Source organism: Brevundimonas sp., assembly GCF_046299595.1.
Taxonomy (GTDB): Bacteria; Pseudomonadota; Alphaproteobacteria; order Caulobacterales; family Caulobacteraceae; genus Brevundimonas.
On record NZ_JBKBHQ010000001.1, the window covers coordinates 1,590,735 to 1,611,097 of the forward strand.

The following is a 20,363-nucleotide window of genomic DNA, read 5'->3' on the forward strand; positions in this document are numbered from 1 at the left end:
TCGGGGGGTTCACAGATGGGACAGGTCCGCTAAACCGCATCCATGAGCACTGCCCCCGAAGCCCAGTCCGTGTCAGCCGCCGCCGTCGATCCGGTCGCCGAGGTGCTCGCGCTCGGCCAGCAGACCATCAGCCTCGATGCCGCCCTCCTGATGCGTCTGACCCAGATGCTGACGGATCTGTCGGTCAATCTTGCCATCGCATCGCTGATCCTGCTGGCGACGATCTTCATCTCGCGCTGGGCGGCGGCCGCGACGCGCCGCGCGCTGGGGCGGATCAAGGCCACGCGCGAGGACAGCACCGTGCAGGGCTTCCTCGTTCAGGTGGTGCGCATCGCCATCATCGTCATCGGCGGCATTGCCATACTGCGCAGGCTGGGTGTCGAGACGACCTCGATCATCGCCATTCTGGGCGCGGCGTCCCTGGCCATCGGCCTGGCATTGCAGGGCGCGCTGTCGAACGTGGCGGCGGGCGTTCTGCTGCTGATGCTGCGGCCCTATCGCGTGGGCGATGTGATCGAGGTCGGCGGCATCGCGGGCGTGGTGCAGAAGCTCGACCTGTTCACCACCCAGCTCTCCAACGCCAACAACGTCAAGATCGTGGTGCCCAATGCCAAGGTGCTGGGCGATGTGATCCAGAACATCTCGGGCCAGAAGACCCGCCGCATCGAGATGGATTTCACCGTCAGCTACTCGGCGGACCTGAACGAGGCGCGCGGCGTCATCGCCGGTGTTGCCGCCTCCCACGACAAGGTGCTGGGCGATCCCGTGCCGTGGACCGGCGTGACCGGCCTGCTCGACAGCGCGGTCCAGATCACCCTGCACGCCTGGGTCAAGGCGCCGGACTGGTGGCAAACGCGCGCGGACCTGTTCCAGGGCGTCAAGGAGGCGCTGGACGACGCCGGGATCGAGATTCCCTTCCCTCAGGCGGTGGAATATTTCGGCGGCAATGTGGGACAGGCGGCCCTTGCTCCGCCCGAGCCGGACGCACCCGATGCCATGCCGGCGCACAAGGCCTCGAGGCGCGCGGGCGGCAAGGGCGATCAGCCCGGCGGCGCGGCGAAAGAGGAAGGCTGAGCCGTGCGCTACGATTTCGCATCCGACAATGTGGCGGGCATGGCGCCCGAGGCGCTTCAGGCTCTCAACGACGCCAATGCAGGGCTGATGCGCGCCTATGGCGGTGACGAGATCACCGCGCGCGCGGCCGATGCCGTGCGGGCCCTGCTCGATGCGGACGCCGAGGTGCGCTTCGTCTTTTCGGGCACGGCGGCCAATGCCATCGCCTGCTCGATGCTGGCCTGGCCCCACGAGGCGGTGATCGCGCACCATGCGGCGCACGTCTGCACCGACGAGACCGGCGCGCCGGGCTTTTTCGGTCAGGGCGTGGGCCTGATCGGCCTGCCGGGCTTTTCGGGCAAGATCGACCCTGCGGCGCTGGAGGCGGCCCTGGCGGAGCCCGAGGTCGGCCATCGCCAGCCGCCCGCTGCCCTGTCGGTGACGCAGGCCACCGAATATGGCGCGGTCTATGACGAGGAGGAGCTGTCGGCCCTGATCGCGCCTGCGCGCACGCGCGGCCTTGGCGTGCACATGGACGGCGCGCGCCTGGCCAATGCGGTGGCCTCGGGCTTTGATCCCACCGCCATCGCGCGCCTTGGCGTGGACGTGCTGGTGCTGGGCGGGGCCAAGGCCGGAGCCCTGTGCACCGAGGCGCTGGTGATGTTCGACCGCTCGCTGGCCCGGCGCATCGACAACCGCCTGAAACAGGCCGGTCAGATGGCGTCCAAGTCGCGCTTTCTGGCCGCGCCGCTGCTGGGCCTGCTGGAGAGCGGTGCCTGGGTGCGTCACGGCGTGCACGCCAATGCCATGGCTGCGCGCCTTGGCGAGGGTATCGCCTCGAGCACACCCTATGCGCTGGCTCACCCGCCCGAGGCCAATGCGGTGTTCGTGCGTATGCCTGCCGAGGCCCAGGCGGCCCTGAGCGCGCGGGGCTGGGCCTGCTATCGCTTCGATGACGGCTCGGTGCGCTTCGTGTGCTCGTGGGCCACCACGCCCGAGGCGGTGGATGCCCTGGTGGCCGACATCGCGGCGCTGGCGCGGGTGCACGGCTGAAGGCGCTACAGCCCGCGTGCTGGCGCGCGGAGCCTCGCGTGCCTAGATAGGCGCCATGGCTGCACGCGGGGAACGCTCAGGCCGGGGGCGCGGCGGCATGGAAACCCGCGCCGCCGAGGCCGACCATCTGAAAACCACGGGGGCGATGCCGCGCACCTTGCCGGCGCTGCGTGATCTGGTGCGCCTGGTGCTGCGCTCGGACGCGCCCCAGCTGAAATCCCGCCTGACGGCGGCGCTGATCCTGACGGTGCTGGGCAAGGCGCTGGGCGTGCTGGCCCCGCTGGCCCTTGGCGCGGCGGTCAACCGCATCGCCGCAGAACAGTCCGAGGCCGCAGGCTGGGCGCTGGGCTTTGCCGCCTTCGCCGTGGGCTGGGCCCTGATCCGCTTCGCCTCGACGGCCGCGCCCCAGGTGCGCGATGCCCTTTTCACCGCCGTGTCCCAGGCCGCCCAGCGCCGGGCGGCGACCGAAACCTTTGCCCACGCCCTGTCCCTGTCGCTGGACTTTCACCAGACCAAGCGATCAGGCGCCCTGTCGCGCACCGTGGAGCGCGGCTCGCGGGCGACGGACTTCCTGCTGCGCATCCTCGCCTTCAATCTGGTGCCCACGGCGCTGGAACTGCTGTTCGCGGCCGCCGTGCTGGCGACGGTCTATGACTGGCGCTATGCGGCCATCGCGGTGGTGACCATCATCATCTATGCCGCGATCACCTTTGCGGTGTCGGACTGGCGTATCGAGCACCGCAGGGCCATGGTCGCCGCCGACTCCGAGGCCGCGGGCCGGGCGGTGGACGCCCTGCTCAACTACGAGACCGTCAAGGCCTTCGGGGCCGAGGCGCGCGCGGTCGAGGGCTATGACCGCGCCCTGGCCGACTATGGCATGGCGGCGCGGCGGGCCAACACCTCGCTGGCACTGCTCAACATCTTCCAGTCCCTGATCATGAATGCGGGGCTGGCGGCCATGGCCCTGCTGGCAGGGATGGAGGCCATGGCCGGGCGCATGGGGCCGGGCGATGTCACGGCCACAGTGCTGATCCTGATCTCGCTCTATGCGCCGCTCAACATCCTGGGGTTCGCCTATCGCGAGATCCGCCAGTCCTTCGTGGACATGGAGGCCATGCTGGCCCTTCAGCGTCAGAGCCCGGAGGTGGCGGACCGCCCCGGTGCCGCCCCGCTGGCGCCCTCGCCCGACCCGCGCGGGGCCGAGCTTTGTTTCGAGGCCGTCGGCTATCGGCACAGCGCGCGTGCCAGCGGGCTGGAGGGCATCGACTTTCGCGCGGAGCCCGGCACGACCACGGCCATCGTCGGGGCCTCGGGGGCGGGCAAGTCCACCATCGTCAAGCTGGCCCTGCGCCTGATCGATCCCCAGCAGGGGCGGGTTCTGATTGACGGCACGGACCTGCGGGACGTGGCGCAGGGCTCGATCCGCGCACGCGTGGCGCTGGTGCCCCAGGACGTGGCCCTGTTCAACGACAGCCTGCGCGTCAACATCGGCTTTGGCCGCCCCGATGCCGACGAGGCCGCGATTCTCGAGGCCGCCAGGGCCGCCGAACTGGGTGACTTCATCGCCCAGCTTCCCGAGGGTCTGGACACGCGCGTGGGCGAGCGCGGGCTCAAGCTGTCGGGCGGCGAGCGCCAGCGGGTGGGCATCGCGCGCGCCCTGCTGGCCGGGCCGCGCCTGCTGATCCTCGACGAGGCCACCAGCGCGCTGGACAGCCGCACCGAGGCCGCCATTCAACAGACCCTGAAGCGCGCCATGGCCGGGCGCACGACCCTGATCGTGGCGCACAGGCTCTCGACCATCGCGGGCGCGGACCAGATCATCGTGCTGAAGGCCGGGCGCGTCATGGAGCGCGGCACCCATGCGGACCTGCTGGCGCAGGGGGGCGAATACGCCCAGCTCTGGGCCCGTCAGACCCGTCAGGGCGAAGGCTAGGGCTGCATCCGCCCGATGGCGTAGAACCTCTCGGCGCGCTGTGCACGCAGGGCGTCGGCATCGAGGCCCTCCAGCGCGCGCAGTTCCTCTTCGAGGACATCGCCCACCGCAGCCATGGCGGCGGCGGGATCGGCATGGGCGCCGCCCACCGGTTCCTCGATCAGGCGGTCGACGATGCGCAGCTCGATCAGGTCGCGCCCGGTGATCTTCATGGCGGCGGCCGCATCCCTGGCCCGCGCGCCATCGCGCCACAGGATCGAGGCGGCCCCCTCGGGCGAGATCACCGAATAGATGGAGTGCTCCAGCATCAGCACACGGTTGGCCGCAGCCAGGGCAATGGCGCCGCCCGATCCGCCCTCACCGGTGATGGTGGCGATCATGGGCACGCCCAGCGTCAGGCCCTTTTCGGTCGAGCGCGCGATGGCCTCGGCCTGACCGCGCTCCTCGGCGCCGAGGCCGGGATAGGCACCGGCGGTGTCCACGAAGGTCAGGACCGGCAGGTTGAAGCGCTCGGCCAGGTCCATCAGGCGCACCGCCTTGCGATAGCCTTCTGGCCGGGCCATGCCGAAATTGTGGGTCAGGCGCGTGGCGGTATCGAAACCCTTCTCGTGGCCCATGACCACCACGGCGCGGCCGCGAAAGCGTCCCAGACCGCCCAGAATCGCCTGATCGTCGCCGAACTGGCGGTCGCCGCGCAGCTCGACGAAGTCCGAGATCAGGCTGGCCACATAGTCCACGAAGTGCGGGCGGGCGGGATGGCGGGCCACCTGGGTCTTCTTCCACGGATCGAGGCGCGCATAGGTCTGGCGGCGCAGATCCTCGGCCCGGTCCTTGAGGGCGGCGATCTCGGCCTCGAAAGGCCCCGCGGTCTCGGCGAGCGCCTTCAGCTCCTCGATCTTGGCCTCGAGGTCGGCAATGGGCTTTTCAAAATCGAGATAGTGACGCAGCGGCGATGCCATCAACTCATCCGGTGGCTTTTACAACGGCGGCGGAAACTAGGGCGTCTTGTGCGGGCGCACAAGCATGGCGTTCCCCCCTCAGCAGGGCTCAGGTGTCAGGCTTGGACGCGCGGCGCGTGCGCGCGAGGGGGTGGCGGCTCTGCACCAGGGCCTCGAGCTGGCTGGTGGCGACGTGGGTATAGATCTGGGTGGTGGCGATGTCGGCATGGCCGAGCAGGGTCTGCACCACGCGCAGGTCCGCGCCTCCGTTCAACAGGGCGGTGGCAAAGGCATGGCGCAGCACATGGGGGCTGACGCGGGCCGGATCGATGCCTGCGCGCACGGCGGCGGCGTCCAGAAGCTGCGAGAAGCGCCGCGCGCTCAGGGCCCGCTGGGGCCTCGTGGAGGGAAACAGCCACGGCGAGGGCGCTTTCAGCCCCTCGGCCCGCACGGCCAGCCAGGCGCGGATGGCGGCGCGGGCGCTGTCCCCCAGCGGTGCGAGGCGCTCGCGCCCGCCCTTGCCGCGCACGATCACGAAGGCCGGATCGCGCGCCACGGCATCCAGTTTCAGCGACAAAAGCTCGGAGACGCGCAGGCCCGAGGCAAAGGCGATCTCGATCAGGCACCGCAGCCGAAGCCCCGCGCGCTCGCCTTTTGATGCGCCCCCGGACGCACCGAGGGCGTCACTGGCGGCGATCAGAGCCTCGACCTCCTCGGGCGAGAGCACGCGCGGCAGCGGGCGTCCGGCCCGGGGGGCATCGAGCTTTCGCGACGGATCGCTGCGCACCCAGCCTTCGGCCAGGGCAAAGCGGTAGAACTGGCGGATGCTGGCGCGCTTGCGCGACTGGGTGGCAGGCGACAGCCCCTCGCGCGCCAGGGATTCGAACCACTGCGACAGGGCCGCCTCGTCGGCACCGGTCAGCCCGCCATGGGGCGCGAGCGCGCGCGCGGCGGCCTCGAGGTCGCGGCCATAGGCGCGCAGGGTGTGGGCAGAGGCGTCACGCTCGACCGCCATCATCTCGATGAAGGCCTCGATACGCGCGCCATCCTCGCGGATCATGGGCGCGCGGCGCCCCGCTGGATGGCGATCAGTCCCTCGATGGCCACGTCGCGGGCGTGATCGGTCAGTCCCGCTTCGGCCAGGGTCCGCACGATGAGGGCACGCTCGGAGATGCCCGGCGGCCCCTCCAGCGCCAGATCGAGGGCGATCAGGGCCGCCTCGCCCGCGCGATCTTCACCGGCGGCGCGGCTCAGCCCCAGCAGTTGCCCTGCCCCCGCACGCGGCGCAGGGAACTCGAAGCCGAGCAGGCGTGCGCGCGCATCGGGCGTGGCCTCGGCCCCGAGCGCAAACAGCAGCAGGGCCGCCTGACGCGCACGCGGGCGCGCAGCCGGATCGCCTGCCTCGCCGCGCTCGATCAGACGGTCGAGCGAGGCGGCGATGGAGCCCACGCCGCTGGCCGTCACGAGGGCGTCGGCCATGGCCAGATCGAAGGGCGAGCCCTCCAGAGTGGTGGCCAGCAGGGCCTGGGCGGCGGCGGGTTCTCCGGCCAGTACCAGAGCCGTGACGATGCGCAGCGGCTGCTGAAAGGGCGTGCCGCGCGAGATCAGCTCGCCCATCCCCTGACGGTTGGCGCGCGCGGTGCGGCGCAGAAGGTCGGTGTCGCCCGAGGCTGCCTCCAGCGCCGTCTCGATGGCCGCTGCCCACTGGCGGTGCTGTTCGTCGCGGCGCGCATTGTCGTCAAGCGGTGTGGGCAGGTCATCGGGGCTGGGGGCGGCGGCACCGCTGGCGGGCGCGGGCGCAGGCGCAGGCGCAGGAAGGGGCGGGCGCGGCACGGCGGCAATGGCGGCGGCACGGGCGCGCAGGGGGTGGCCTTCGGGCAGGTCGGACGGCACCTCCAGCCCCAGATGGCGCGACAGGGCATGGTTGAGGGCGCTGTCGGCGGCACCCGCCCCGCGCCCCTCGGTGGTGCCTGCGAGCACCTGACCCATCAGGCGCACATAGTTCGCATCGCTCTCGCCGCTGGCCTGCCACAGCCCGTAGGTCACCTCGGCCTGCATGGTCTCGCCCGCAATGGCATGACAGAAGGCGCGCAGGCGAAGCTGGAAGGGGGCCTCGCGGTCACGGGTGAGCGCGCGCGCGCTCTGGCAGGCACGTTCGGTGTCGCCCTGCCACAGCCACGCCTCGGCCCGCGCCCGGCTCAGGGTCTCGCTGGCCTCGACGCCCGGCGTGCGCGCCAGCAGTGACAGGGCCGCCTCGCTCTCGCCCAGACGGATCAGGGCCGCGATGCGCTCGGCCGCGAGGCTCTCGTCGTTGCCGCCGCCGTCAGGTGCGCGCGCGCCCGTTGCCAGCAGGTCGGCGGCCAGACGGTGCATGGCGGGCGAGAGGGGGCGGGTGCCGATGCGTGCCAGCATGGCCCGCGCCTGCCGCGCCGAGGTGCCCTGCCACAGATCGGCAGGCAGGGCCGTGGCGCGGCCCGGTGCCGACCACAGGTCCAGCGCGCCGATGGCCCCGCTCTCGATGGGCGTGCGCGCCACCGTGGGCAGGTCACTGGTTTCCTCGGCAGGGGGACTCTCCTGAGCCATGGCAGGGCCACAGGCGAGGGCCGCCGCCAGCGCCAGCCGTCCCAGGTTTCGCCGAACCGTGATCGCGGCTGTGGCAGAGCGGGCCCGGTTTCGTGTAAACACCTGATCGAACATGCGCGCCCTAGCCCTTTTTCAATCCCAGTTGGCTCCATGAGCCGTGCCAAAAACAGGGGCACCGGCACCCGTGCGGGCACCCGTGCATCGCCAAGCGTGCGAACAGACCCTCTGCTCGCCGCTCATACCATAGCCCTTATCGGATTGATGGGGGTGGGAAAGTCAACCGTGGGCCGTCGTCTCGCGCGCAGGATCGGCCTGCCGTTCTTCGATGCCGACAGCGAGATCGAGGCGGCGGCGGGCCTGTCGGTCGCCGACATCTTCGCGGCCTATGGCGAGGCCGAGTTCCGCGCGGGCGAGGCGCGGGTGATCCGGCGGCTGGTGGAGGGCCCGCCCCATGTGCTGGCCACGGGCGGCGGGGCGGTGCTCAATCCCGAGACCCTGGCCCTGCTGCGGGAGCGCACCATCATGGTCTGGCTGAAGGCCGATCTGGAGGTGGTCAGCGGGCGCGTGGCGCGCCGCGACACCCGCCCCCTGCTGCGCGGGCGCGATCCTCTGGAGACGCTGCGCCAGATGGCGCAGGCGCGCTATCCCATCTATGAGCAGGCCCATGTGACGGTCGAGACCGGCCAAGGCACCCATCAGGAGGCGGTCGAGGCCATCATCGAGGCCGTGCTCGCCCACCTGAACGACAGGACCGATAAGGACAGGCCCGAGAAGAACAGGCCAACACGCCCATGAGCCAGGTTCACGCCTCCATCCGCGTCGAGGGCGCAGGCTTTGCGCCCTATGATGTCGTCATCGGCACGGGGCTCGCGCGCGAGCCCGGGCCATGGCTCGGGCCCCTGCTGGGGGCAGGGCGCACCCTCATCATCACCGACGACACGGTCAGGGCCCTGCATGGCGGGCACCTGGCCGGGGCGCTGGGTGAGGGGGGCATCGCGGCGCATATCGTCAGCGTGCCGCCGGGCGAGGGCTCAAAGTCCTTCGGTCAGCTCGAGCGCGTGCTGGGCGAGATGGCCGGGGCCGGGCTGGACCGGCACGACACGGTGATTGCGCTGGGCGGTGGGGTCGTCGGCGATCTGGCGGGGCTGGCGGCGGCGCTCTACATGCGCGGGATCGCCTTTGTCCAGGTGCCGAGCACCCTGCTGGCCCAGGTGGATTCGTCGGTCGGCGGCAAGACGGCCATCGATCTTGGCGGGCTGAAGAACATGGTCGGCGCCTTTCACCAGCCTGCGCTGGTGCTGGCGGACGTGGACCTGCTGCAAAGCCTGCCGCCGCGCGAGCGCCGGGCGGGCTGGGCCGAGGTCATCAAGCACGGCCTGATCGAGGGCGGCGAGCATCTGGACTTCATCGAGAGCGTGGGCGCGCGCGGCATCGAGGGCGATGGTGACGTGCTGGCCGAGGCGGTCGCCCGCTCGGTACGGCTCAAGGCGCAGATCGTCTCGCAGGATGCCCGCGAGGGCTCGGTGCGCGCCCTGCTGAACCTTGGGCATACCTTCGGGCACGCGCTGGAGAGCCTGGCACTGGAGAGTCTGGCGCTGGAGGGCGGCATGCTCAACCACGGCGAGGCGGTGGCGCTGGGCTGTGCCATGGCCGCGCGCTTCTCGGCGGCGCAGGGCCTGTGCGACGACGAGTTGCCTGCGCGTCTTGAAGCCCTGCTCAGGGTCTGTGCCCTGCCCGCACGCCTGTCCGATGCGGGTCAGGATTTCGGTGCCGACGACCTGCTGGCGCTGATGCAGGCCGACAAGAAGAATGCGTCCGGTCACCTGACCCTGATCCTGCTGGAAGGGCCGGGCCGCGCGGTGATCCGCAGGCAGATCGATCAGGCGGCCCTGAAGGCGTTTCTCGTCAGCGAGGGCGCGCGGGCCTGAGTCTCGGGCCTAATCGACCGCCCGGCAGGTGGTGCGCTCGCGCCCGTCTGTGCTCCATTCGGCCACAACGCCCTCGCCGCGAAGCTCCTGGCTGGAGCTGCGATACCACAGGCCCGAGGTGGAGCGCTCCTCGCGCAGGTCATAGGCAAGGCCGTTGGAGGTGCGCACCGTCGCCATGCGGCGCGGATTGTCGAAATCCACGGTCAGGCGCTCGCCGTTGACGCACACATAGACCGCACGGATCACGCGGTTGAGCGCGCGGTCCTGCACCTCGGCCCCGGTGCGCTGGCGCGTGGTGCGGGCCTCGACGGCGCGGGCCTGAACGGCTTCGGCATCGGTGGGGCCGTCCGGCTCCTGCCCGCAGGCACCCAGGGCTGTCAGGGCGCAGGCCATGGCGAAGGTGGCGGGCGCAGGGCTGGTCTTGAAGCGGGGCAAGGGACGTTTCCTTACGCTGTGACCGGGGCTTAACGCCGCGCGTGAGTGTGCGTTCCTCTAGCGGCTAGCTGCGCCGGGCGCGGAAGAAGTCGCGCAGCATATGTCCGCAGGCGTCGGCCATCAGCCCGTGCTCGACCTCGGGCCGCCAGTGGCAGGTGGGCTGTTCGAAGAAGCGCGGACCGCTGATGACCGCCCCGCCCTTGGGATCGCCGGCCCCGAACACGAGGCGGCGGATGCGCGCATGGCTGATGGCGCCTGCGCACATGGCGCACGGCTCGAGCGTGACATAGAGCGTCAGGTCGTGAAGGCGGTAGTTGCCGCGCGCCAGGGCGGCGGCGCGCAGGGCCACGATCTCGGCGTGGGCGGTGGGATCGTGGCTGCCGATGGGTCCGTTGCGGCCCTCGGCGATGACCTCGAGGCGCGCCTCGTCGACGATCACGGCACCGATGGGAACCTCGCCCGCATCGGCCGCCGCTTGCGCTTGGGCCACAGCCATGCGCATGAACCGCTCATCATGGATCGCCATAACTCCGACAGACCCGCGCCCAAGCGCCCGCGTCAAGAAAAATCAGGCCGGAAGCCTTCCGCAAAGCCCGCTTCCGGCACCCGCAAGGCCGACAAGCCCGCCGAGCCGGTGCGTCAGGAGCGTATCGCCAAGGCTCTGGCGCGCGCAGGCATCGCGTCTCGCCGCGAGGTCGAGCGCCTGATCGGTCTGGGCAAGGTCGCGGTCAATGGACGCATCATCGACACGCCCGCCACCCTGGTCGGACGCGACGACGTGCTCACCGTCGACGGCAAGCCTGCCGGGCGGGTCGAGGCCACGCGGGTGTGGCGCTATCACAAGCCGGTCGGCCTGATGACCACGCACAAGGATCCTCTGGGCCGTCCCACGGTCTTCGATGCCCTGCCGCCGGGCCTGCCGCGGGTGATCTCGGTCGGGCGGCTCGATCTCAACTCCGAGGGCCTTCTGCTGCTCACCAACGATGGCGAGCTGGCCCGCGCGCTGGAACTGCCCCAGAGCGGGCTGATGCGCCACTATCGGGCCCGGGCACGCGGTCGCACCAGCCAGGACGCGCTCGACCGGCTGAAGGACGGCATCACGGTCGAGGGCGTGCGCTATGGCCCCATCGAGGCGCGGCTCGACAAGGCCGACGAGGGCAAGGCCAATGTCTGGATCAGCGTCAGCCTGTCCGAGGGCAAGAACCGCGAGGTGCGCAAGGTGCTCGAGGCGCTGGGCCTCAAGGTCAACCGCCTGATCCGCCTGTCCTATGGCCCGCTGCAGCTGGGGACGCTGGCGCGCGGCGACGTCGAGGAGGTCGGCCCGCGCGTGATCCGCGAGATGCTGGGCGAATACATCCGCCCCGAGAACCTGCCCCAGGGCTCGGCCGTGGCCACGCCCGCGCCTGAGCCGGGCCGTCGCGGGACGAAAGAGGCGGCGAACCCCGCGCTCAAGGCCCTCAGCGATCCGTCGCGCAAGCCATCGCGCGTGCGCAGGGCCGCCGCCGCCGTCGAGGCGGCCGAGGCGGCGCCGCGGCCGTCGGATCGCCCCTCCGGTCGCCCCTCCGGTCGCCCCTCTGGCCGTTCTGCACCGCCCTCGCGCGGGCCGCGCCGCGATGGCTCCGCATACGGTTCTGGCCGCAGTTCAGATCGCGGTTCTGACCGCAGTTCTGATCGCGGTTCCGGGCGCACGGATGGAGACAGGCCCGCGCGCACCTATGGCCCCAGAGCGGATGCGGATGGCGAGCGTTCCGGTCCCCGCTCTGGCCCGCGTTCTGGTCCCCGCTCAGATGGGCCGCGTTCTGGCCCCCGTTCCGGGCCTCGCAGCGATGGCCCACGTTCTGGCCCCCGCTCAGGTGGCCCGCGTTCCGGGCCTCGCAGCGAAGGCCCCGGCGGGGGCGCGCGCCGGACCCCGGACGCTCAGGAGCGCAAGTCCCGGGAGGCGCGCCCCTCCGATGGCAAACCGGCCGGTCGCGGGGGCGGGAGAACATCGGACAGGCCATCTGGCAAGCCGGAAGGAAAACCCGGTGGCAAGTCCTATGCGGGCAAGCCCTCTGGTGCACGCCCTGCGGGCTCATCGTCCCGTTCTGGGCCCCGCTCTGGGCCCCGCTCAGGCCCCCGCCCTTCTGGCCCCCGTTCTGGTCCCCGCCCGCCGGGCCGCAAGGGCTAGGGCTTCATGAGGATCGTCGGCGGAGAGTTTCGCGGGCGCGCCCTGATCGCGCCGGGCGGGCGTGACACGCGCCCGACATCGGATCGGGCCCGCGAGGCCATCTTCAATGTGATCGCGCACGCAAGCTTCGGAACGCAGATCGAGGGCGCGCGGGTGATCGACCTGTTCGCGGGCTCGGGCGCACTGGGCTTCGAGGCCCTGTCGCGCGGCGCAGGCCAGGCCCTGTTCGTCGAGACCGACGAGCAGGCACGCGGCGCGATCCGCGACAATGCCGAGGCTCTGGGCCTGTTCGGGCGGGCGCGCGTGCACCGTCGCAGCGCCACGGACCTCGGCCCCCGGCCCGGCCCCATCGGTGATGCCTTCGATCTGGCCTTTCTCGACCCGCCCTATGGCCGCAGCCTCGGCGCGCCTGCGCTGGTGGCCCTTCGTGACGGCCTGTGGCTGAAGCCCGGTGCCCTTGTGGTTCTGGAGGAGGGGCGCGATGATCCGCTCACCGAGGTGCCCGGCTTCGAGCCTCTCGATGTGCGAAGCTGGGGCGCGGCGCGCGTCAGCTTCATGAGCCGCACCGGGGACGACAGCGCGCCCTGATCACGAGGAGATGCGACCATGACCGAGCGAGCACCGATGCCCCGGCGGCGATCTGTCGTCGGCGGCCTGCTGGCGGGCTTCGCCACAGTCGTGGGCGCAGCGCCCGCCCTCGCCAGCGGCCGGGGCCTTGCAGAGCACATCGGCGGCGAGGTCGAACCGGAGTGGTCCGCACGCAGCCCCCTGCCGTGGGCGGTGCAGGAGATCTATGCCACCGTGGCCCGAGGGCTGCTCTATACCGCCGGGGGCCTGCGCGCCGGGCCCCGCGGCTTCGAGATCGAGGACCGCACGGGCATCTATGACCCCGCAGCCGACCTGTGGCGCGAGGGCCCGCGCCTGCCCGTGGCCCTGCACCATCCGATGCTGGTCAGCGATGGGCAGGGGCGGGTGCACCTGTTCGGCGGCTTTGAGCGCAGCGCGCGCGGCGACTGGACCAGCACGGCCACGCACCTGATCCTTGACGAGGCGCGCGGCTGGCTGGAGGCGCCCTCCGGCCCCATGCCCCAGGCCCTGGCCGAGACGGTGGGGGTGCGGCTGGGCGAGCACATCCATCTGGTCAGCGGGCGGCGCGCCGATGGCGGCAACGGCCAGTGGAATGATCATGCCGATGTCGATACCCATCTTGTCTTCGATGCGCGTGAGGGGCGCTGGCGCGAGGGCGCGCCGTGCCCCATGGCCCGCAACAGCGCCTGCGGGGCGCAGATCGACGGGCAGCTCTATCTGGCTGGCGGGCGCACGGTCAGCGGCGGCGGTACGGGGCGGCTCGACCGCTATGACCCGGCGTCAGAGCGCTGGGAGACCCTGGCGCCCATTCCGTTTTCGGCGCGATCAGGCCAGCAGGTCGGTGGCGGCCTCGCCTGCGGCGTGCTGGACGGGCGTCTGGTGGTGTTCGGCGGCGAATGGTTCGGGCCAAACCGCACGGGCGGGGTGTTCGCCGAGACCTTCATCTATGATCCCGCCAGCGATCGCTGGGAGCCCGGCCCCGACATGATGACGCCCCGTCACGGGCTGGCGGCAGGCACCGTGGATGGCGTGATCCTGGCCGTGGCGGGCGCGGCCAGCGTTGGTGCCGGTCTGGTGACGGGTGCCGTGGAGGCGTTTGCGCTCTAGCGGCGGCCGAACAGGCGCTCCAGATCCTCGCGCTTCAGCTCGACATAGGTGGGCCGCCCGTGGTTGCACTGACCCGAGTGGGGCGTGGCCTCCATCTCGCGCAGCAGGGCGTTCATCTCGGCCAGGTTCAGCTGGCGACCGGCGCGCACGCTGCCGTGGCAGGCCATGGTCGAGCAGACATGGGAAAGGCGCTCCTCGAGGCTGAGGGGGCTGTCGCTCTCGGCCAGATCGTCGGCCAGATCGCGCACCAGGGCCTCGGCATCCACGGTGCCGAGCAGGGCGGGCGTCTCGCGCACCAGCACCGAGGACGGGCCAAAGCGCTCCACCACCAGCCCCAGCGCCTCAAGCTCGGCCGCACGCGCGCTGACGCGCTCGGCCTCGCTCTCGGAAAGATCGACCACCACGGGCGAGAGCAGGCCCTGACGGCGGATGCCGCCCTCGCGCATCTGGACCTTCATGCGCTCATAGACGAGGCGCTCATGGGCCGCGTGCTGATCGACCAGCACCATGCCAGCCTTGGTCTGGGCCACGATATAGGTGCCGTGCAGCTGGGCGCGCGCGCTGCCCAGCGGATAGTCGCCCCCCGCTTCGCTCGCCGCATCGGCCACGGCGGCACGCACGCTGGGCTCTGACAGGCCGGGCAGGTGAGGGGCGAGGGCCGCAGCCGCCTGCGGCCCGGCATCGCGCGCGCCATGCAGCGGCGTACCGGACAGGGCCGGTTCTGCCTCGCGCCAGCCGTTCCATCCGCTGTGGCCCGCCGCAGCGCCAGGCAGGGGTTCGGAGCCGGGGCGAAAGCGGGACAGGGCCTCGCTCGCCACGGTGGTCGAGGCGCGGTGGGCGGCGCCTTCCAGGCTGTGGCGCAGGCCGCCCACGATTAGTCCGCGCACCAGGGCCGGATCGCGAAAGCGCACCTCGGTCTTGGCCGGATGCACGTTCACATCGACGCCGAGCGGGTCGATGTCGATGAACAGGACCGCGACAGGGTGGCGGTCGCGGGCCAGATAGTCGCTGTACGCCCCGCGCAGGGCGCCCTGCAGCAGGCGGTCGCGCACCGGCCGGCCGTTCACGAACAGGAACTGGTGCGCCCCGTTGCCGCGCGAAAAGGTGGGCAGGCCCGCATAGCCCGACAGCCGCACGCCATCGCGCTCATGATCGATCAGCAAGGCATTGGCGCGAAAGTCCGGTCCCAGAATCTGGCCGAGGCGCGCGAGCCGCCCTTCCGGTCCCGGCGGCTGGGCGGGCAGGGAGAAGATACGCCGGCCGTCTGCCTCCAGGGTGAAGCCCACACCCTCGTGCGCCATGGCGTGACGGCGCAGCTCCTCGGTGATGGCCATGGTCTCGGCGCGCTCGGACTTCATGAACTTGAGCCTTGCAGGCGTGGCATGGAACAGGTCGCGCACCTCGACGCGCGTGCCGTGAGGGCCGGAAAAGGCCGCCGGGCGCACGTCTGCGACGCGACCGGCCTCGACCGACAGGGCCCAGGCCTCGCCCGCGCCCGTGCGGCGCGATGAAAGGGTCAGGCGCGAGACCGAGCCGATCGAAGGCAGGGCCTCGCCGCGAAAGCCGAGGGTGTGGATGCGCAGAAGATCGACATCGCCCGCGTCGTCCGGTTCCAGCTTGGAGGTGGCGTGGCGCTCCACCGCCAGGGCCAGCTCGTCCGGGCTCATGCCATGGCCGTCGTCGGTGATGACCAGCCGCGCGAGCCCGCCGCCCTCGATCTGGACGCCGATGTGGCGCGCGCCCGCATCGATGGCGTTCTCGACCAGCTCCTTCATGGCGCTGGCGGGGCGCTCCACCACCTCGCCCGCGGCGATGCGGTTGACGATCTCGGGCGAGAGGCGGCGGATGGGCATACGTTCAATCTAGGGCGGACGCTGCCGAATGGTAAGCGCCCAGCGATCAGGCCGGGGCTGCGGCTGTGGACGGCGCGGGGGCGCCGCGCTAGAGGCGGGGATCTGTCACATTCGCGGATGAGAGCCTTCGAGGAGCCCGTCATGGCCGAGACCTATGAGACCCTGCTGATCGAGCGGCACGAAGATGGCTATGCCCTCGTCACCCTGAACCGGCCCAAGGCGCTCAATGCCCTGAACAGCCAGGTGTTCGACGAACTGGTGGATTTTCTCGATGCGGTCGAGGGCGATGATCAGGTGCGCTGCCTGATCCTGACCGGTTCGGAAAAGGCGTTTGCCGCCGGGGCCGACATCAAGGAGATGTCCGATCGCTCCTACGCCCAGATGTTCACCGGAAACTTCTTCGCCAAGGGCCATGACCGCATCGTGCGCTTTCGCAAGCCGATCATCGCGGCGGTGTCGGGCTATGCCCTGGGTGGGGGCTGCGAGCTGGCCATGCTGTGCGACTTCATCATCGCGTCCGAGACCGCCAGGTTCGGCCAGCCCGAGATCAACCTGGGCGTGGCGCCGGGCATCGGCGGCTCCCAGCGCCTGACGCGGCTGGTGGGCAAGTCCAGGGCCATGGACATGATCCTGACCGGGCGGATGATGGATGCGGCCGAGGCCGAGCGCGCCGGTCTGGTCAGCCGCGTGCTGGCACCCGAGGCCCTGCTGGACGAGGCGCGCCAGATCGCCGCCAAGATCGCCGCCCAGTCGCCTCTGGCGGTCATGGCCAACAAGGAGATGGTCAATGTGGCCCTTGAGGTCGGACTTGCCGAGGGGGTGCGCTTCGAGCGCCGCCTGTTCCACTCGCTGTTCGCCTTCGAGGACCAGAAGGAAGGCATGAGCGCCTTCGTCGACAAGCGCAAACCCGACTTCAAGGGGCGCTAGGTCTTGGGACGAGCCGGGGCCATGGGACGGGGCGGGGCCATGGGCACGCTTGTCTCGCGCCGCGCGGCGCTGCTGGGCGCGGCAGCGCTGGGCGGATGCGCGACGACCTCGCCTGCCGGGGGGCCGCTGTCGGCACCGTTGCAGCGCGAAGGCCCGCTGCGGCTCGCGCCCGTCATCGTGCAGCGCGAGCGGGTGATCCGCACCATTGCGGGCCTGCGCCCCTATCGTCCCGCGGGCTTCGTGGTCCGCACCGAGAGCTTCGGCGACAAGTCCATCACGCACAACTATGGCCATGGCGGCGGGGGCATCACCCTGTCGTGGGGATCGTCCGCCCTGGCGGTGAGGGAGGGCTTCGACAGCGCCGTGCGCGACTATGCCGTGCTGGGGGCCGGGGTCATGGGCCTGTCGTGCGCGCGGCTGTTGCAGCAGCGCGGCGCGCGCGTGACTATCTATGCCCGCGACCTGCCTCCCGATACCACCTCGAACGTGGCCGGTGCCCAGTGGTGGCCTACCTCGGTCTATAGTCGCGCCGAGGCCTCGGCAGAGTTCCTGGCCCAGTTCGCCGAGGCTGCCCGCCTGTCCTATCACCGCTTTCAGCTGATGGTCGGCTCTCGCTACGGCGTGCGGTGGACGCGCAACTATATCGTCTCGGACGATCCCATCTCGCCCGATGATCCCATACGCCGGGGCGGGCCGCTGGAGGGACTGGCCCCCGAGGTCGAGACGCTGGCGCCGGGGGAGCACCCCTTCGGCCACGCCCACGTCAAGCGCTACACCACCATGATGATCGAGCCGTCGATCTATCTGGACGCCCTGCTGGCGGACTTCCTGCACGCGGGCGGGCGCATACAGGTGGCCGAGCTGCGGGACCGTGCCGATGTCCTGGCCCTGCCCGAGGCGCGCATCTTCAACTGCACCGGCCTTGGCGCGCGGGCCCTGTTCGGGGACGAGGCGCTCATCCCGGCCAAGGGCCAGCTCGTGTTCCTGCTGCCCCAGCCCGAAGTGACCTATAATGTGCTGGGGCCGGGCACGACCTATATGTTCCCGCGCCGCGACGGCATCCTGCTGGGCGGCAGCTTCGAGCGCAACAACTGGGATCTTGCGCCCGACCCGGCGGTGACGGAGGCCATACTGGCGCGCCATCAGGCCCTGTTCGCGCGGATGCGTTCGCCTGATCGCTAGGGGCGGGGACAGAGGCGGACGCAGACTCGCGTTGACCCGCCATTGCCTTTCCGCTATAGCCGCGCGCTCTTGAGATTTGAACGCCCCCGCCGTCAGCGGACCGCGCGGGGCCATACCGTTTGAGGTTTGACGACACATGGCCAACAACCCCGGCGCCAAGAAAGCGATCCGCAAGATCGAGGCCCGCACCCAGGTGAACAAGGCGCGCCGCACGCGCGTGCGCACCTATCTGCGCCGCTTCCAGGAAGCGGTCGCCTCGGGCGACGTGAAGGCCGCCACGGCCGCTTTCGGCGAGGCGCAGTCCGAGCTGATGCGCGCGGTGTCCAAGGGCGTGGTTCACAAGAATACCGGCTCGCGCAAGGTGTCGCGTCTGGCCGCCCAGCTGCGCAAGCTGGCCGCAGCCTGAGGGCTGATGCGGACGGCCCTGTCACAGGGCTGACACACGAAAACTGAAGCATTTCAACGACGAGGCAGGATCACCTGTCTCGTCGTTTTGCCGTGCGCGGATAAATGCGCGCGCGATTTTCTGTCGCCCCGGCTGATGCCGAACACCGGTTTCCCGTGCCACGCGAAGGCCTTATGGGAGTCAACGAAAATATCCGCATCAGGCGAAACGAATCAGCGTTGACGGTGCCTCCCGTCGCGCTAGTTTCGAGGTCCGAACGCACTTCCATCCCAATACGGATGAAGACGGCGCGGAAGCCATTTCCGCGTTGGCGGGAGGAGTCTGTCTGGTGAAGCGAAGCGCGCTGCGGGGTGTCAGTCCCGCGGCACAGGAAAATGCGCCTCACGCAGACGGGCTGGAGGACGGTGACAGTATCACGGCTTGGCCGAGATGCCGCTGCCGGTGGCCGGGAGAAGGGACCAACCTTTCCGAGGGGCGCCAGGGCGGTGCGCATTAAGGTTATCAGGGTCGGGGGCGTTTCGAGGCGAGCGTATCGCCGGGCGTGAAGGGGCGGGACCGGTGCGGGCCAGAAGGCTCGGGGCCGGACTCGGGGCCGGAAGGCTTCCTCATCGCACAACCCCCTTCGAGGCGTGGCCCGCACAGGCGGGCGCGCCGCGAGCACGACCCGGGCCGAGAGCTGCATCCGATGCCGATCAAGAGCGACAAAACAAGAAGACGGCGGGTTTGCGGTGATGAACAAGGTGGCTGAAGTGGCGATGATGACGGACCCGGACCGGATCTGGACCGAGGTGACGCGCATGGTGCGTGCCGAGCTGGGCGAAGGCCCCTTCTCGTCCTATCTGGCGCCGTCCGCGGTGCGCGTGGATGCCCACGGCCGCCTGTTCATCGTGACGCCTACGGCCTATGCGCGCGACTGGATCCGCAAGAATGCGCTGCGCCGCCTGAACGACCTGTGGGCCGGGCTGGATGGCCAGTCGCGGATGCTGGAGGTGCGCTGCCGCGCCGAGTTCGTCTCGACCCCGCCGCAGGTGACGCCGCTCAGCCGCAGCGAGCATCCCCAGACCGCCGCCACGCGCGGGCTGGAGCCGTCCGAGCCGCGCCGCGCCACGGTCGCGCCCGTCACCGATGGCCCCCGCGCTGTGCGTGCCGCGGGCCTTCAGGAGCGCCTGACCTTCGACACCCTGGTGGAGGGCAAGGGCAACGCCTTTGCCATCGCCATCGCGCGCCAGACGGCGAGCTGGGCCGACGGGCACTTCAACCCGATCTTCTTCTGCGGTCCCTATGGCCACGGCAAGACCCACATGCTCAACGCCATCGCCTGGGAGGCCCAGCGCCTGCGCCCCGAGGCCAAGGTGGTTTACCTGAGCGCCGAGCGCTTCGTGTCGGCCTTCGTGAACGCGGTGCGCGACCGCACCACGGCGGCCTTCAAGGACCAGCTTCGCACTGCCGATATCCTTCTGATCGACGATGTGCAGTTCCTGGCCAACAAGGCCAGCACTCAGGAGGAGCTGCTCTCGACCCTGACCGCCCTGATGGAGGACGGGCGCCGCATCGTGCTGGCCGCCGACCGTCCGCCCGCCGCCCTGACCGACATCGAGCCGCGCCTGCGCTCGCACCTGGCTGCCGGCCTGACCTGCCCGGTCGAGCCTGCCGACCGCGAGCTGAAGCTGAAGGTGGTGGCGCGCAAGCTGGCCAGCCTGGCTGCCATCGGCCTGGTCGAGGGCGAGGCCCGCCCCGAGGTCGTGGCCCATCTGGTCGACAGCACCCAGGGTTCGATCCGCGAGCTTGAGGGCGCCATCAACACCCTGGCCGCCGTGGCCGGAAAGCGCCTCTCCCAGCTTGGCGTCGAAGAGGCGCGCGCCGTGATCGGCTCGGCCATGCGCGGCGGACCGGAGCGGCGCATCACGGTGGACGAGATCCAGAAGCTGACCGCCGATCACTTCGGCCTCAAGCAGGCGGATCTTCTGTCGGGGCGGCGCACGCGCTCGGTGGCCCGCCCGCGCCAGATCGCCATGTATCTGTGCAAGAACTACACCTCGCGCAGCTACCCGGACATCGGGCGGCGCTTTGGCGGGCGCGACCACACCACCGTGCTGCACGGGGTGCGCCGCATCGAGGAGCTGGCCGCCAAGGACGAGCAGATCGCGCGCGATCTGGAGGCCCTGACGCGCAAGCTGCGCCCCTGATCTCTCGCCTTGGGCGGGCCGGGC

At 70.8% G+C, this 20,363-nt stretch carries 18 protein-coding genes; 12 read left to right on the forward strand and 6 right to left on the reverse strand.

The window, feature by feature from the left end; translation table 11 throughout:
- Positions 1 to 42: 42 nt before the first annotated feature.
- The 3 genes from ACK4E3_RS07875 to ACK4E3_RS07885 are packed head-to-tail and all read left to right on the forward strand — an operon-like array spanning position 43 to position 4,039.
- Positions 43 to 1,074 carry a mechanosensitive ion channel family protein gene (locus ACK4E3_RS07875; RefSeq protein ID WP_409698812.1) on the forward strand — a complete coding sequence of 344 codons (1,032 nt, stop codon included), beginning with the start codon at positions 43 to 45 and terminating at the stop codon, positions 1,072 to 1,074.
- A gap of 3 nt (positions 1,075 to 1,077) precedes the next feature.
- The gene (locus tag ACK4E3_RS07880) at positions 1,078 to 2,106 is read left to right on the forward strand and encodes a threonine aldolase family protein (RefSeq protein ID WP_409698815.1); all 1,029 of its coding nucleotides are present in this window, start codon (positions 1,078 to 1,080) and stop codon (positions 2,104 to 2,106) included.
- Between the two features lie 55 nt (positions 2,107 to 2,161).
- A complete protein-coding gene (locus ACK4E3_RS07885; protein WP_409698818.1) occupies positions 2,162 to 4,039 on the forward strand; it encodes an ABCB family ABC transporter ATP-binding protein/permease in 1,878 nt (625 codons plus the stop codon).
- Here ACK4E3_RS07885 and ACK4E3_RS07890 read toward each other — a convergent pair.
- The 3 genes from ACK4E3_RS07890 to ACK4E3_RS07900 all read right to left on the reverse strand — a co-directional run bounded on the left by ACK4E3_RS07890 (position 4,036) and on the right by ACK4E3_RS07900 (position 7,560).
- Complete coding sequence (locus tag ACK4E3_RS07890) at positions 4,036 to 4,998, reverse strand: acetyl-CoA carboxylase carboxyltransferase subunit alpha (RefSeq protein WP_409698821.1); 963 nt, start codon at positions 4,996 to 4,998, stop codon at positions 4,036 to 4,038. The two genes, ACK4E3_RS07885 and ACK4E3_RS07890, sit on opposite strands and share 4 nt — an antisense overlap.
- An 88-nt stretch (positions 4,999 to 5,086) precedes the next feature.
- Positions 5,087 to 6,034 (reverse strand): site-specific tyrosine recombinase XerD, encoded by a 948-nt coding sequence (locus tag ACK4E3_RS07895; protein WP_409701172.1) that lies wholly within the window; start codon positions 6,032 to 6,034, stop codon positions 5,087 to 5,089.
- Positions 6,034 to 7,560 (reverse strand): hypothetical protein, encoded by a 1,527-nt coding sequence (locus tag ACK4E3_RS07900; RefSeq protein WP_409698824.1) that lies wholly within the window; start codon positions 7,558 to 7,560, stop codon positions 6,034 to 6,036. Before ACK4E3_RS07900 ends, ACK4E3_RS07895 begins: the two co-directional genes overlap by 1 nt.
- Positions 7,561 to 7,710: 150 nt before the next feature.
- Here ACK4E3_RS07900 and ACK4E3_RS07905 point away from each other — a divergent pair, with 150 nt between their 5' ends.
- Both ACK4E3_RS07905 and aroB read left to right on the forward strand, forming a co-directional pair.
- Positions 7,711 to 8,355: a shikimate kinase gene (locus ACK4E3_RS07905; protein ID WP_409698827.1), complete on the forward strand. Its 645-nt coding sequence runs from the start codon at positions 7,711 to 7,713 to the stop codon at positions 8,353 to 8,355.
- The gene (gene aroB, locus ACK4E3_RS07910) at positions 8,352 to 9,488 is read left to right on the forward strand and encodes a 3-dehydroquinate synthase (protein WP_409698830.1); all 1,137 of its coding nucleotides are present in this window, start codon (positions 8,352 to 8,354) and stop codon (positions 9,486 to 9,488) included. Before ACK4E3_RS07905 ends, aroB begins: the two co-directional genes overlap by 4 nt.
- Before the next feature lie 9 nt (positions 9,489 to 9,497).
- Here aroB and ACK4E3_RS07915 read toward each other — a convergent pair whose 3' ends face one another.
- On the reverse strand, positions 9,498 to 9,923 hold the full coding sequence (locus tag ACK4E3_RS07915; protein ID WP_409698833.1) for an MliC family protein: 426 nt from the start codon (positions 9,921 to 9,923) through the stop codon (positions 9,498 to 9,500).
- Positions 9,924 to 9,987: 64 nt separating this feature from the next.
- Positions 9,988 to 10,425: a tRNA adenosine(34) deaminase TadA gene (gene tadA / locus ACK4E3_RS07920; RefSeq protein ID WP_409701175.1), complete on the reverse strand. Its 438-nt coding sequence runs from the start codon at positions 10,423 to 10,425 to the stop codon at positions 9,988 to 9,990.
- 12 nt (positions 10,426 to 10,437) lie between these two features.
- Here tadA and ACK4E3_RS07925 point away from each other — a divergent pair, with 12 nt between their 5' ends.
- The 3 genes from ACK4E3_RS07925 to ACK4E3_RS07935 are packed head-to-tail and all read left to right on the forward strand — an operon-like array spanning position 10,438 to position 13,785.
- On the forward strand, positions 10,438 to 12,090 hold the full coding sequence (locus tag ACK4E3_RS07925; RefSeq protein ID WP_409698836.1) for a pseudouridine synthase: 1,653 nt from the start codon (positions 10,438 to 10,440) through the stop codon (positions 12,088 to 12,090).
- A 6-nt stretch (positions 12,091 to 12,096) separates the two neighbouring features.
- Positions 12,097 to 12,678: a 16S rRNA (guanine(966)-N(2))-methyltransferase RsmD gene (gene rsmD / locus ACK4E3_RS07930; RefSeq protein ID WP_409698839.1), complete on the forward strand. Its 582-nt coding sequence runs from the start codon at positions 12,097 to 12,099 to the stop codon at positions 12,676 to 12,678.
- 18 nt (positions 12,679 to 12,696) lie between these two features.
- Positions 12,697 to 13,785: a Kelch repeat-containing protein gene (locus tag ACK4E3_RS07935; RefSeq protein WP_409698842.1), complete on the forward strand. Its 1,089-nt coding sequence runs from the start codon at positions 12,697 to 12,699 to the stop codon at positions 13,783 to 13,785.
- Here the strand turns inward: ACK4E3_RS07935 and mutL are convergent.
- Entirely contained in the window at positions 13,782 to 15,638 is a 1,857-nt protein-coding gene (gene mutL, locus ACK4E3_RS07940) for a DNA mismatch repair endonuclease MutL (RefSeq protein ID WP_409698845.1), read from the reverse strand. The two genes, ACK4E3_RS07935 and mutL, sit on opposite strands and share 4 nt — an antisense overlap.
- A gap of 141 nt (positions 15,639 to 15,779) precedes the next feature.
- Between mutL and ACK4E3_RS07945 the strand changes: the two genes are divergently transcribed.
- From ACK4E3_RS07945 to dnaA, 4 genes are all read left to right on the forward strand, one after another.
- Positions 15,780 to 16,565 (forward strand): enoyl-CoA hydratase, encoded by a 786-nt coding sequence (locus ACK4E3_RS07945; RefSeq protein ID WP_409698848.1) that lies wholly within the window; start codon positions 15,780 to 15,782, stop codon positions 16,563 to 16,565.
- 21 nt (positions 16,566 to 16,586) lie between these two features.
- Positions 16,587 to 17,747: an FAD-dependent oxidoreductase gene (locus ACK4E3_RS07950; RefSeq protein WP_409698851.1), complete on the forward strand. Its 1,161-nt coding sequence runs from the start codon at positions 16,587 to 16,589 to the stop codon at positions 17,745 to 17,747.
- Positions 17,748 to 17,883: 136 nt separating this feature from the next.
- Positions 17,884 to 18,153 carry a 30S ribosomal protein S20 gene (gene rpsT / locus ACK4E3_RS07955; protein WP_409698854.1) on the forward strand — a complete coding sequence of 90 codons (270 nt, stop codon included), beginning with the start codon at positions 17,884 to 17,886 and terminating at the stop codon, positions 18,151 to 18,153.
- Between the two features lie 731 nt (positions 18,154 to 18,884).
- Positions 18,885 to 20,339, forward strand: a complete 1,455-nt coding sequence (gene dnaA, locus ACK4E3_RS07960; protein ID WP_409698857.1) for a chromosomal replication initiator protein DnaA — start codon at positions 18,885 to 18,887, stop codon at positions 20,337 to 20,339.
- The last annotated feature ends 24 nt before the right edge of the window (positions 20,340 to 20,363 follow it).

Coding starts and splice junctions, on each gene's coding strand:
- ACK4E3_RS07875 (WP_409698812.1), top strand. CDS start 43: ATGAGCACTGCCCCCGAAGCCCAGTCCGTGTCAGCCGCCGCCGTCGAT.
- ACK4E3_RS07885 (WP_409698818.1), top strand. CDS start 2,162: ATGGCTGCACGCGGGGAACGCTCAGGCCGGGGGCGCGGCGGCATGGAA.
- ACK4E3_RS07890 (WP_409698821.1), bottom strand. CDS start 4,998: ATGGCATCGCCGCTGCGTCACTATCTCGATTTTGAAAAGCCCATTGCC.
- ACK4E3_RS07900 (WP_409698824.1), bottom strand. CDS start 7,560: ATGGCTCAGGAGAGTCCCCCTGCCGAGGAAACCAGTGACCTGCCCACG.
- ACK4E3_RS07905 (WP_409698827.1), top strand. CDS start 7,711: ATGAGCCGTGCCAAAAACAGGGGCACCGGCACCCGTGCGGGCACCCGT.
- aroB (WP_409698830.1), top strand. CDS start 8,352: ATGAGCCAGGTTCACGCCTCCATCCGCGTCGAGGGCGCAGGCTTTGCG.
- tadA (WP_409701175.1), bottom strand. CDS start 10,425: ATGCGCATGGCTGTGGCCCAAGCGCAAGCGGCGGCCGATGCGGGCGAG.
- ACK4E3_RS07925 (WP_409698836.1), top strand. CDS start 10,438: ATGGATCGCCATAACTCCGACAGACCCGCGCCCAAGCGCCCGCGTCAA.
- rsmD (WP_409698839.1), top strand. CDS start 12,097: ATGAGGATCGTCGGCGGAGAGTTTCGCGGGCGCGCCCTGATCGCGCCG.
- ACK4E3_RS07935 (WP_409698842.1), top strand. CDS start 12,697: ATGACCGAGCGAGCACCGATGCCCCGGCGGCGATCTGTCGTCGGCGGC.
- mutL (WP_409698845.1), bottom strand. CDS start 15,638: ATGCCCATCCGCCGCCTCTCGCCCGAGATCGTCAACCGCATCGCCGCG.
- ACK4E3_RS07945 (WP_409698848.1), top strand. CDS start 15,780: ATGGCCGAGACCTATGAGACCCTGCTGATCGAGCGGCACGAAGATGGC.
- ACK4E3_RS07950 (WP_409698851.1), top strand. CDS start 16,587: ATGGGACGGGGCGGGGCCATGGGCACGCTTGTCTCGCGCCGCGCGGCG.
- rpsT (WP_409698854.1), top strand. CDS start 17,884: ATGGCCAACAACCCCGGCGCCAAGAAAGCGATCCGCAAGATCGAGGCC.
- dnaA (WP_409698857.1), top strand. CDS start 18,885: ATGAACAAGGTGGCTGAAGTGGCGATGATGACGGACCCGGACCGGATC.